This window comes from Ralstonia sp. ASV6 (assembly GCF_016429285.1).
Classification (GTDB): domain Bacteria; phylum Pseudomonadota; class Gammaproteobacteria; order Burkholderiales; family Burkholderiaceae; genus Ralstonia; species Ralstonia flaminis.
In genome coordinates, this window is record NZ_JAELUI010000016.1 from 1 (window position 1) to 12,165 (window position 12,165).

Here is a 12,165-nt window from a genome sequence, read left to right on the forward strand (position 1 = left end):
TTGCGCGCATGTCGTCACTTTTCGATTTATCGTGACGTAACAATAACACGCAGGGGTTGAGTGTCCGAGAACGAGGTTCGGGCGCTGGCGCGGGAAATCAGGCACTTGTACTGGCATATCCGGACGCTGCGTCGTGGCATGCAAGATGCGGCGAGGCGCCGCTACTACCGAAGGATCGCTAAGAAGAAAAAACGCCTGCTGGATGCAGGCGTTTCGAAGAGGGAGGTGTTGGATCTGCTGATGTGTTGCCGGTCACGCGGGTGCCGGTTCCGTGCGTGCCTGGATTGCACGCAACGCCTGCTGTAGACGCGCACGAGTCCGGCGTGCAATTTTACATAATGCAAATTATGCGGTTAATAACTGCCCAAGCCAAGCAGCAGTGCAGCTGGCAAGCTGGTTAGCCCGCCAGCACGCAGCCACTGATCACTCAACCAGCACTGCCGCCGTCTCCACACGCTTCGGCACCCCCGTCACAATCGTAGCAACAGCAATGGCCAGCACCACGGCCGCACCGATAAACACGCCAGAGGCGCCGTTCGCATCGAACACGACCCCGCCAACAGCAGCGCCGGTCGCAATCGCGAGCTGCACAGCAGCGACGATCAGGCCACCCGCGCTTTCCGCCTCGTCGGGCACGGTGCGCGTCACCCACGTTGACCACGCCACCGGCACGCCGCCGAACGCCATTCCCCACAGCGCGATGAGCACGGCGTCGATCACCGGCGCACGCCCCAGCGCGACCAGCGCGATGCCGAGCACCACCATCAGCGCCGGCATTGCGATCAGCATTGGCCGCAGCCGATGCTCAAGCACGCGGCCTGCAAGCGATGTGCCGACGAAGTTGGCGATGCCGTAACCAAGCAGGATCGCCGACAGCCCGTTCACGCCAACACCGGCAACCTGTTCGAGGAACGGCCGCAAATACGTGAAGAATGCGAAATGGCCGGTAAATACCAAGATCGTCGCAAACATGCCCACACCGACGGTCGGCCGGCGCAGCACGTCAATCAGCGTGCGCAGCCGCGTTGTGCCACTCGGTGCCATCGACGGCAGCGTTGCGACCTGCGACATGAAAGCCACCACACCGAGTACTGCTGCAGCCATGAACACGTTGCGCCAGCCGATCAGGTGGCCGAAATAGCTGCCGAGCGGCGCGGCGGCGATGGTGGCGACGGCCACCCCGCTGAAGATGATCGACAGCGCGCGCGGCACCATCGCGGCTGGCACGAGCCGCATCGCCGTCGCGGTTGCCATGGTCCAGAAGCCGCCGAGTGCAATGCCGAGCACCACGCGGCCGATGAGAATCGTCGTCAGATTGGTCGCAAATGCAACCGCAAGATTGGATGCAACGAGCAGTACCGAGAATGCCAGCAGCACGCGGCGGCGGTCGATCGTGCGGGTCGCGGCGGCGGTCAGCAGGCTCGTAACGAGGGCCACCGCAGCAGTCGCCGTGACGGCCTGCCCGGCAACGCCTTCGGTCACGCCCAGGCTTTCGGCCATTGGCGTGAGCAGGCTGGCGGGCAGGAATTCGGCCGTGACGAGCCCGAACACGCCGAGCGTCATTGCAAAGACTGCGCCCCAGGCCGGTTCACGGGGAGCCGCGATGGAGGCGGCAGCGGAGATTCCGGGATTCATGCGTCGTTCCGTATGAGGAAACATCAGGGAAAGTACCAATAGGGCCACATGGTAGGGGCTGATGATGGGACGGTCTATGACATACAATCCGTTATTGTTGATTGATCGTCCGGAACCCATGTCCGAGCCCCTGCTGTCTCCCCTGCCCGACGTGCATGACCTTGTCAGCGAGTTGTTGCTGGGCATGCGGCTGAGCGGCGTCCAATACCGCCGCATCCAGGTTGCACGGCCCTTCGGGTTGAGCTTCGGCCATGCGCCGGGTCGCGCGCAGTTCCATTTCGTTGGGCGTGGCCCCGTGCTGCTGCGGGACGCGACCGGCGCAACGACATGGCTTGAAGCCGGTGATGCGATCCTGCTGCCGCACGGCAGCATGCATGCGCTGATGTCTGACGTGGATGCCCCGTGCCGCGAGATCGCTGGCTTTGAGGCTGCAAAGATCTGCGACACGGTTGCGTCGGTCGGTGTGTCGCCGACGTGCGCCGGGACGGAGCAGACGGCCGGCGATGCGCTGATCTTCAGCGCGTGCATGGAGCTGGATCTGGGCGGTATGCAGCCGCTCGTCGGCACGATGCCGGAGTTTATGCATGTCGGCACCCTGCTCGCGCGCTACCCCGAAATCCGCCCGATGCTTGATGCGATGGAGCGTGAATCGTGCTCGGAGCGCGCGGGTTTTGCGGGCATCCTGGCGCGGCTCGCCGATGTGGTGGCTGCATTCATCGTGCGTGGCTGGGTCGAGTGCGGCTGCGGCGATGCCACAGGCTGGGTGCAGGCACTGCGCGAGCCGAAGCTTGGCCGCGCGATCGTCGCGCTGCATCGTGATCCGGGCCGCAACTGGAGCGTTGCAGAGTTGGCCGCGCAGGCGGGCGTGTCACGCTCCGTGTTTGCCGAGCGCTTTCTTGCGGCGACCGGAATGACCCCGGTGCGCTACCTGACCGAGCTGCGGATGCGGCTTGCCGCACAATGGATCGCGCGCGACCGCGAGACGATCGAAGCCGTTGCTTACCGGCTCGGCTATGGGTCGCTCGCCGCGTTCAGCCGTGCCTTCAAGCGGGTGGTCGGACGGCCACCGGGAGCGGTACGCGCAGAAAGCGGCGCGTGATGCACTACGCGTGCCGGCGCATCGTCTTGCCGACGTTCAGCGTTGGCGATAGCTCTGCGCGAAGTGCCGAATCTCCTTGCTGAACTCCGCACAGGCATGCGTCATCAGGTCAGCCGACCGATAGACCATGTAGACGTGAAAATCCGGTAACTCGTCTTCCATCGGCAGCACGTCCAGCGAGCCAGGCACCATGCGCAAGGGGCCGCCGGTACCGCTGAAGACAAAGTCCGACCACATGCTGATGAGATCGGTCTTGGTGGCCAATTGCAGCCCGAGCAGATTGGATCCGCTCAGCACGATACGCCGTGGAATGTCGAGCCGGTGCAACCGCATCAGGCTGACCATCGGGCTGCCGGGGTCATCCAACGGGTCCAGCACCAGCCAGTCGGCATCCAGCAGCGGGCGCAGCCTGCGCACGCGTCGTAGCGGATGGCCCGGCCGTACCGCAAGGCGCATCGGTACGGAGAACAACGGCTCCCACTGGAAGCTGCTCGTGCCGGGTCCGCTGTTGCTTGAGATCAGTGCGAGATCGAGCCGCCCTTCGCGCAAGCCTTCCAGAAGCTGCTGTGGACGTTGCTCGAAGCCGCGTAGTGCAACGTTGGGAAAACGCGTGCGCAGCGCTGCCATTGCATCAGGCAGCGGCCCGCTGGACGCCACGGCGGTAAAGCCGATGTTCAGTTCGGCCTCCGCATGCCCGCGGATGGATTCAATATCTTCCAGCGCGTGACGCAACTCCTGCTCGACCACGCTGGCGCGCTTGACCAGCGCCATCCCATACGCCGTCAGGCTCACACCACGCACCGAGCGCGACAGCAGCGTGACGCCAAGCTCGCGTTCCAATTCAGCAATGGCCTTGGAGAGCGCCGGCTGGGATACGTGCAGGCTGCGCGACGCCTCATGGATGCTGCCGTGCTGTGCCACCGCCAGCAGGATGCGCAATTGGTGCAGCTTCATGTGGCTCCTCCTCTTTTTCTCCTGGGCTGGGCCCTCGCGCGGGGCAAGCCACTTCACCACGGTGCGCCCCGGCGATAGGTGACGCGGCCGTCTCTGCACGTCTGATGCCTGTCGGGCAAGGCTTCGCGGGCTTTCCCTGATGGCGGATATGCACCGGTTATGACGGTGATTCTATTTGGTTATCGGGATGAATATTTGCGATTTTTTCTGCGCGCGCGTTCCCGGAATACTGCAAACGCCCAAGGACTCACAGAAGCCCTTCCTCAACATCATGGACGGAGACCCCCATGAACGACGCCACCCTGCAGCCGGCCCTGCCCGCCTCGGCCATTGCCGCACCCAAGCCCGCCAGTCAGGCCCGGCTGATTGCCGCGTGTTCGATCGGCAATGCGCTGGAGATGTACGACTTCACGGTCTACAGCTTCTTCGCGCTGATGATCGGCAAGCTGTTCTTCCCGTCGGATAGCGCGTATGGCTCGCTGCTGCTGGCGGTGGCGACGTTCGGCATTGGCTTTGTGATGCGGCCGCTGGGTGGTTTCGTGATCGGCAACTATGCCGACCGCCACGGGCGCAAGGCCGCGATGACATTGACGATCGGCCTGATGGTCATCGGCACGTTGTGCCTGGCCGTCGCGCCGACGTACGCCATCGCAGGCCTGTTCGGTCCGCTGGTGCTTCTGGCGGGACGTCTGCTGCAGGGCTTCTCGTTGGGCGGTGAGATCGGTGCATCGACCGCCATGCTGATGGAGTCCGGCGGCATCAAGGGGCGTGGTTTTCGCGTGAGCTGGCAGTTGGGCAGCCAGGGCATCGCCGCACTGTGTGGCGCGCTGACTGCGGCCATTCTGTACGGCAGTCTGTCGTCGGAAGCGCTGCAGAGCTGGGGCTGGCGCGTACCGTTTTTCCTGGGCCTGCTGATCGCGCCCGTCGGGCTCTATATCCGCTCGCACCTGGATGAAACCCATACGGCCGAAGCGCACGCACCCAGCCCGCTCGGCATGCTGTTCCGCGAGCACGGTGGGCTGGTGGTCAAGGGCGTTCTCACCATCATCGGCGGGACGGTGGGCACATACCTGGTGATCTATTTCATGCCGACCTACATGATCCGCGAGCTGCATCTGCCGGCGTCGCTGTCATTGCTCGCAGGTTGCGTAACCGGGCTGACCAGTTTTGGCGCTTCGCTGCTTTCCGGCTGGCTGGCAGATCGTCTGCCGCGCCGCAAGCCGCTGGTGGTGGGTGCAACGCTGGTGACCGTGGTGCTGCTCTATCCGGCCTTCTGGCTGATGACGCATTACCCGAGCGTGCCGCTGGTGCTGGCGCTGTCGGCGCTGCTGACCGGCAGCCTGTACCTGGGCACCACGCCGATGCTGCTCATGATGATGGAGTTGCTGCCCATCAAGGTGCGCGCCAGCGGCCTGTCGGTGATCTACGCGATTGGCGTCACGGTGTTTGGCGGCTCATGCCAGTTTGTCGTGACCTGGCTGCTGGCCCGCACCGGCAATCCGCTCTCCCCTGCCTTTTACATGATGGCGTGCAGTGCCATCACGCTGCTGACCGTACTGAGCCTGCGCGAAGTGCGCGAGTCCCACTAACCCCCGATTCCTACCAGGACCCCAACATGACCAAAGCGCCTACGCTCACGCCCTTCCAACTGTTGCCGCATCTGCTGCCCCCTGTCCACATCGACGCAGAAACCTTTGTCAACATCCGCCGCCAGATCCATGCCCAGCCCGAACTGGGTTTCGAGGTGGGCGCCACGAGCACGCTGGTCGCCGATCTGCTGAAAAGCTGGGGCTACGAGGTGCACACCGGCATCGGCAAAAGCGGCGTGGTTGGCCAATTGAAGCTCGGCAGCGGCACGCGCAAGCTCGGCATCCGTGCTGATATGGATGCCCTGCCCATCATTGAAGCGACTGGCTTGCCCTATGCCAGCCGCAACCACGGCAAGATGCACGCCTGCGGTCATGACGGGCATACCGCCATCCTGCTGGCGGCAGCCAAGGCATTGGCCGACAGCCGCAACTTTGACGGCACGCTCAACCTGATCTTCCAGCCTGACGAAGAAAACCTGTGCGGTGCACGCGCCATGATCGAAGACGGATTGTTCGAGCGCTTTCCGTGCGATGCGGTGTTCGCGCTGCACAACATGCCGGGCGTGGAGGCCGGCAGCTTCCGCGTATTGCCGGGGCCGGTCAGCCTGTCTTCCGATGTGGCCGATGTGACCATCAAGGGTGTGGGCGGACACGGTGCGATGCCGCACCGCGCGAGCGATCCGATCGTGGCATCTGCGGCCATGGTCACTGCCCTGCAAACCGTGGTGGCACGCAATGTGGCACCGGATGACACCGCTGTGGTATCGGTTGGTTTCATCCGTGGCGGCATGACGCACAACGTGATTCCCGAGTCTGTGACGATCGGCGTCAACGTACGCGCGGCACGGCCGGAAACGCGCGCCATGGTGGAAAAGCGTATCCGCGAGATCGTCAGCCTGACCGCACAGGCACATGGCGTGGAAGCGCAGATCGACTATCGCCAGCTCACGCCGCCCATGATCAATACCTTGGCAGAGACCCAGCTTGCGCAGCAGGTTTGCACTGAGCTGGTCGGCGCAGACAAGGTCGTCACGCAAGCGCCCAAGGGGCTCAACGGTAGCGAAGACTTCGCCTGGATGCTCAATCAGGTGCCCGGCTGCTACCTGATTCTGGGCAACGGCGAAGGCGAATTCGGCGGCTGCATGGTCCACAACCCCGGTTACGATTTCAACGATCAGGTGTTGCCGCTGGGCGCAGCCTGCTGGGTGCGACTGGCGCAAACCTACCTGACCGCCTGATTGCCCGATGAGCGCCTGAGCCGCAGAAGAGAGCCATGCAGAACACCGCCCTGACCCCCGCAGCAACGCATTCGACGATCCAGCAGGAGATTGTGCAGTGGAGCGCGATCGAGCTGTCCAAGCGCATTCATGCGCGTGATGTTTCCTGCGTGGAGGTCATGGAAGCCTTCCTGGCCCAGATCGACCGCCTCAACCCAACGGTCAACGCCGTGGTGGCCCGTGTCGATGCCGCGTGGGCGATCGACCAGGCGCGCGAGCGCGATGTGCTGTTGTCGCAAGGTCTGTCGGGCGGCTGGATGCATGGCTTTCCGCAGGCGCCAAAGGATCTGACGGCTGTCGCCGGCATGGTGACGACGATGGGCAGCCGTGCGCTGGCGCGCAATGTGCCGGCGCACGACAGCATCATGGCGGAGCGCCTGCGCCGGCAGGGCACGGTATTCATCGGCAAGACCAACACGCCTGAGTTCGGCCTGGGCTCGCATACCTACAACCAGGTCTACGGCATCACGCGCAACGCGTGGAACCCCGCGCACTCGGCTGGGGGCAGCAGCGGCGGTACGGCAGTTGCGGTGGCGCTGCAGATGCTGCCCGTGGCGGACGGCAGCGACATGATGGGTTCGCTGCGCAATCCCGCCGCTTGGAACAACATCTATGGCTTGCGCCCCAGTCTTGGTCGCGTGCCTTACGGCCCCACCGGCGACGTGTTCTTTCAGCAGTTGGGCACCGAAGGCCCGATGGCGCGTAACCCGCAAGACCTCGCCTGGCTGCTCGCCACGCAGGCGGGCTACGACCCGCGCGCGCCGCTTTCATTGCAAGACGATCCTGCCGGTTTCACGCAGCCGCTGCATCGGGATTGCCGGCAAGCGCGTATTGGCTGGCTGGGCGACTTTGGCGGCTATCTGGCCGTTGAACCGGAGGTGATGGCCGTCAACGAGCGCGCACTGAACACCTTCCGGAACCTGGGCTGCCAGGTTGAAGCTGTGCCGCCGTTCTTCCCGATGGAGGCACTATGGGAATGCTGGTGCACGCTGCGTTCCATGATTGTGACCGGCAACCTGGGCCAGCTGTACGCCAACGCGGCAACGCGAGAGCTGCTCAAGCCCGAAGCGATCTGGGAAGTCGAGCAAGGTCATCGCCGTGGCGTGGCAGACATCAACCGCGCCACCGCGACCCGCGCGCGCTGGTATCAAGCGTTGCTGGCGCAGTTTGCCGTGTACGACTTCCTGGTCCTCCCGAGCAGCCAGATCGCACCGTTCCCGGCTGAGGAACATTGGCCCAAGACGGTTGCCGGCCGCGCGATGGATACGTATCACCGCTGGATGGAGGTCGTTATCGGCCCGACGCTTGCCGGTATTCCAGCGGCAAGCTTGCCGTCGGGCTTCACAGCCGATGGTCTTCCGCTGGGTCTGCAGGTGATTGCACCACCGCGCTCAGACTTTGCCTTGCTGCAGCTTGCTGCCGCATGGCACGAGGCGTTTGCGCCAGCGCACAGCACATCGCCCTTGCTGCGCTGATCGCCGACAGAACGGACTACGCAGCGGCTTCCAGATCGGCAATCACTGCCGCCAGGAATCTTGCAGCCTCACCGCCGGTCACGACGCGGTGGTCAAACGTCAGGCTCAGCGGCAAGACACGGTGGATGGCCGGCGCGCCGCCGACCGCAACCACCTGCTCGTGGATACGCCCCGCGCCCAGAATTGCCACCGTGGGCGGCACGACGATCGGCGCGGCGTACTTGCCCGCGATCATGCCGAAGTTCGACAGCGTGATCGTGTTGCCGCGCAATTCTTCCGGTGGAATCTTGCGCGCCTTGATGTCAGCACGCATGCGGTCAAGCCCCGCGCGCAGGTCCGTGGCATCCCGATGCGCTACGTTGCGCAATACGGGCACGAACAACCCGTCTGGCAGATCCACGGCGATGCCCACATCGATTTTTTCCAGCACGTGGCGCCGTCCGGCATTGCCGTCAAACCAAGCGTTCAAGCCAGGCACCGCACGGCAACCAGCCACTAGCGCGCGAATCAAACGGATCGTCACGTCGGTGCCCGGTGCCCAGGCGTGAATGTCCGCATCGTCGATGACGGTGGCGGCAGCCACCTCGTTCTGCGCGCGGGCCATGTTCTGTGCCATCGCACGCCGCACACCGCGCAGCACTTCGGGCGGGCCCAGGTCGGCAAACGTCTTGGCGGCACGTTCGACATCGGCGGCGGTGATCACGCCATCCGGCCCCGACGGCGTCACCATCGAGAGGTCCACATCAAGCTTGCGTGCCAGCGCCCGGACAGCAGGCATCGCCTTGACACCACCCGCGCCCGCGCCGGCACCTGCAGCGCCCCGGCCCACCACGGCAGGCGCTTCGTGCACCACGTGCTGCCCTGCCGGCATCTGGCCCACCACCGTGCCGGCATCGGCATCGCCCCCACCGGCGCCCTCAAAAGCGACCAGCGCCGCGCCAAGGTGCACGATGTCGCCGGGCTGTCCGAATAGCTTGGCAATGCGGCCGGATTGCGGCGACGGAATTTCCACGATCGCCTTGGCGGTTTCGACGGACACCAGCGGCTGATCCGCCTGGATGGTGTCACCTACGTTGACGTGCCATTGCACGATCTCCGCCTCTTGCAGCCCCTCACCGAGGTCCGGCAGTTTGAAGACGATCATTGTTCAAGCGCCCTCCAGCGTTTTCCTGACCGCCGCGAGAATGCGTTCCTCGCTCGGCAGGTAGTGGTGTTCAAGCCGGGGCAGCGGCATGACCACGTCGTAGCCTGTCACGCGCTGCACGGGCGCCAGCAGCGAGTACAAGCCATGCTCGGCAATGTTGGCGGCAATCTCCGCGCCTACGCCTGATGTGCGGGCGGCCTCGTGCACGATCACGCAGCGGCCGGTCTTGGCCACCGATGCCAGGATCGAATCCATATCCAACGGCTTGAGCGTGGCCACGTCGATCACCTCGGCGGCGATGCCCTCTTCGGCCAGCGTGTCGGCGGCGGCAAGCGTTTCCTGCAAGGCGCCGCCCCAGCTCACCAGCGTGACGTCGGTGCCGTCGCGCAGCACGAAACAGGTGTCCAGCGGCAAGGCTTGGCCGTCGTCTTCCACCGGTTGCTTGAACACGCGATACAGCCGCGTCGGCTCGAAGAAGATCACCGGGTCCGGATCGCGAATGGCTGCCAGCAACAGCCCATACGCCCGCGCTGGAGACGATGGCACCACCACACGCAACCCCGGCATATGCGTGAACAGCGCCTCCGGGCTCTCCGAGTGGTGCTCAGGCGCGTGGATGCCGCCACCGCTGGGCGCGCGAATCACCATCGGGCACGAGAGCCGCCCGCGCGTGCGGTTGCGCAGTCGCGCGGCATGGTTGAGCACGTTGTCGATGGCCGGATAGATGAAGCCGCTGAACTGGATCTCGACCACAGGTTTGAGCCCGACCGCCGCCATGCCGATGGCCGTGCCAGCCAGCGCCGTTTCCGCCAGCGGGGTATCCATCACACGCTGCGCCCCAAACCGCGCCTGCAAGCCCGCCGTGGCGCGAAACACGCCGCCGTTGACGCCAATATCCTCGCCCAACAGCACGACGGATGGATCGTGCTCCAGCGCATGCGCCAGTGCCAGGTTGACGGCCTCGACGAGGTTGACGTCAGCCATGGGTGCCTCCGTTGCAGGCGAATGCCAGCGCCATGGCGCGCTGCCACGTCAGCGTGCTGGGCAAGGTCGCGTACAGGTGGTCGAACATCGCATCCGGCCCCGGGTGTTCGACGGCCATGTATGCGGCAACCGCCTCTTCCACCTGCGCATAGCAGGCGCGGCCGAGTTGTTCTTCCTGCGTCTTGTCCCACGCATTCACGCTGGTCAGGTACTTGCGCAGTCGCAGGATGGGCTCGGCTTCCCAGGCTTGCTTGACGATGTCGGAATCGCGGTAGCGCGTGGCGTCATCGGCGGTGGTGTGGTCGCCCAGGCGGTACGTCACGGCTTCGATGAGGGTGGGGCCGCCCCCTGCCCTGGCGCGATCCAATGCTTCCTGCGCGGCTTGCCGCACTGCAATCACATCGTTGCCGTCGACCTGCAAGCCGGTAATCCCGGCGGCTACGGCTTTCTGCGCCAGCGTCTGCGCAATGGTCTGGCGACTGCGCGGCACCGAGATCGCCCACTGGTTGTTGTTGATGATGATGACCAGCGGCGCATTCCATACGCCCGCGAAGTTCATGCCTTCGTAGAAATCGCCCTTGGATGTGCCCCCGTCACCGATGATCGCGACCGCCACACGCGGCTCGCCACGCAACTGGAACGCATAGGCCGCACCCGCCGCATGGCAGACCTGGGTGCCGATCGGCACGCAGTTCGGAAAATCATGGGGCATCCTGCTGAACGCGCTGCCACGCTCGTCGCCGCCCCAGTACAGCAGGCTCTCGGCCATCGTGACGCCGCGCAGCAATTGCGCGCTGTGGTCTCGATAGGACGGGAACAGCACGTCGTCCGGGTGCATCACGCTGGCGACGCCCACGCCAATCGCCTCCTGCCCCACGGAAGACGCAAACGTGCCGAGCTTGCCGGTGCGCTGCAGCGCAACCGCCTTGGTGTCGAATGCACGGGTGAGCACCATCGCGCGATAGAGCGCGAGGAGCGTTTGCACATCCTGCGCAAACGCCGGGAGTGGCTGAACCGGCTTGCCCTCGCGGTCCAGGACCTGCAGATAGTCGATCTGAAAGCTGCCGACCGTGGTCATGACTGCAGCCCCTTTTGTTCTTTTGGTCTCCTTCCCACACTAGACGCTGGGCGACCGAAAACAAGTCCAGCCGTTTGGCTGAGGCGCGTTGGGGTGTGGACCGGGGCTTACGTTTTTGCGGTGCAGCGTGCTGCGTTCAGAACTCCACGTCCAGCTCGTCGATGTCCTCGGTCTCAAGCTGGGCGGCTTCCATCCACTCGCGCACGAACGGATGTTTGAGCACGGTCGCACAGTACCCGGCGATGTCCGGGTCGAGCTTGACATCGTAGGTGAGAAAGCGCGTGACGACCGGGGCGTACATCGCATCGGCCATGCCGGGCGTCTTGCCGAACAGCCATGGGCCACCATAGTGCTGCAGGCATTCGCGCCAGATGGCGACGATGCGTTCGATATCGTCCTGCGCACGCGACCAGACCCGGAAGTTTGGAAACTGCGCGCGCAGGTTCATCGGCAGTGCAGAGCGCAGTGCGCTGAAGCCGGAGTGCATTTCGCCGCAGACGGCCCGACTATGCGCGCGCGCCGCGCGGTCGGCCGGCAGCAGATGCGCTTGCGGACGGATCTCGTTGAGATACTCGGCAATGGCAAGGGTGTCCCACACCTTGATGCCCTCGTGGTGGAGACACGGCACGAGAATGGACGGCGAGAGCAGCAGCAACTCTGCACGCGCGGCCGCATCATCGACCGGCACCACCACCGTTTCGAATTCGATGCCCGCCAGCCGGGCAAGCAGCCAGCCACGGAACGACCACGACGAATAGTTGCGGCTGCTGATGGTCAGCGTAGTGGTCGTCCGGCTCATGGCGGTCTCCGTGGTTGCCTGCCTGGGCGCGCTTCACCAAATCTGGACGTTCTGCACCGAAACGCCGCATGCGCACCATTGCATGACGTGGCACGCAGCCCGCGCAAAGCGCGCCGCCATGCCCTGGCGCG

At 64.7% G+C, this 12,165-nt stretch carries 10 protein-coding genes; 4 read left to right on the top strand and 6 right to left on the bottom strand.

Going from position 1 to position 12,165, the window contains the following annotated elements:
- Positions 1 to 423 precede the first annotated feature (423 nt).
- Positions 424 to 1,635, bottom strand: coding sequence for an MFS transporter (locus JHD73_RS04555; RefSeq protein WP_199028228.1), 1,212 nt, complete (start codon positions 1,633 to 1,635; stop codon positions 424 to 426).
- 76 nt (positions 1,636 to 1,711) lie between these two features.
- On the opposite strand from JHD73_RS04555, the gene JHD73_RS04560 reads away from it, so the two are divergent.
- Positions 1,712 to 2,734, top strand: a complete 1,023-nt coding sequence (locus tag JHD73_RS04560; RefSeq protein WP_199028230.1) for an AraC family transcriptional regulator — start codon at positions 1,712 to 1,714, stop codon at positions 2,732 to 2,734.
- 36 nt (positions 2,735 to 2,770) lie between these two features.
- Here JHD73_RS04560 and JHD73_RS04565 read toward each other — a convergent pair whose 3' ends face one another.
- Positions 2,771 to 3,688, bottom strand: coding sequence for a LysR family transcriptional regulator (locus tag JHD73_RS04565; RefSeq protein WP_199028232.1), 918 nt, complete (start codon positions 3,686 to 3,688; stop codon positions 2,771 to 2,773).
- A gap of 287 nt (positions 3,689 to 3,975) precedes the next feature.
- Between JHD73_RS04565 and JHD73_RS04570 the strand changes: the two genes are divergently transcribed.
- Genes JHD73_RS04570 through JHD73_RS04580 form a run of 3 tightly spaced genes read left to right on the top strand, consistent with a single transcriptional unit; the run spans position 3,976 to position 8,029 of the window.
- Positions 3,976 to 5,277 (top strand): MFS transporter, encoded by a 1,302-nt coding sequence (locus tag JHD73_RS04570; protein WP_199028234.1) that lies wholly within the window; start codon positions 3,976 to 3,978, stop codon positions 5,275 to 5,277.
- 26 nt (positions 5,278 to 5,303) lie between these two features.
- On the top strand, positions 5,304 to 6,515 hold the full coding sequence (locus JHD73_RS04575; RefSeq protein WP_199028237.1) for a M20 aminoacylase family protein: 1,212 nt from the start codon (positions 5,304 to 5,306) through the stop codon (positions 6,513 to 6,515).
- A 35-nt stretch (positions 6,516 to 6,550) separates the two neighbouring features.
- A complete protein-coding gene (locus JHD73_RS04580; RefSeq protein ID WP_199028239.1) occupies positions 6,551 to 8,029 on the top strand; it encodes an amidase in 1,479 nt (492 codons plus the stop codon).
- 16 nt (positions 8,030 to 8,045) lie between these two features.
- Here JHD73_RS04580 and JHD73_RS04585 read toward each other — a convergent pair whose 3' ends face one another.
- The 4 genes from JHD73_RS04585 to JHD73_RS04600 all read right to left on the bottom strand — a co-directional run bounded on the left by JHD73_RS04585 (position 8,046) and on the right by JHD73_RS04600 (position 12,034).
- Entirely contained in the window at positions 8,046 to 9,173 is a 1,128-nt protein-coding gene (locus JHD73_RS04585; protein ID WP_199028241.1) for a dihydrolipoamide acetyltransferase family protein, read from the bottom strand.
- 3 nt (positions 9,174 to 9,176) lie between these two features.
- On the bottom strand, positions 9,177 to 10,157 hold the full coding sequence (locus JHD73_RS04590) for an alpha-ketoacid dehydrogenase subunit beta (protein ID WP_199028243.1): 981 nt from the start codon (positions 10,155 to 10,157) through the stop codon (positions 9,177 to 9,179).
- Positions 10,150 to 11,235, bottom strand: a complete 1,086-nt coding sequence (gene pdhA / locus JHD73_RS04595) for a pyruvate dehydrogenase (acetyl-transferring) E1 component subunit alpha (RefSeq protein ID WP_199028245.1) — start codon at positions 11,233 to 11,235, stop codon at positions 10,150 to 10,152. The genes JHD73_RS04590 and pdhA overlap by 8 nt, the downstream gene beginning before the upstream one ends.
- 136 nt (positions 11,236 to 11,371) lie before the next feature.
- Positions 11,372 to 12,034 carry a glutathione S-transferase family protein gene (locus JHD73_RS04600; RefSeq protein WP_199028247.1) on the bottom strand — a complete coding sequence of 221 codons (663 nt, stop codon included), beginning with the start codon at positions 12,032 to 12,034 and terminating at the stop codon, positions 11,372 to 11,374.
- Positions 12,035 to 12,165: the final 131 nt, after the last annotated feature.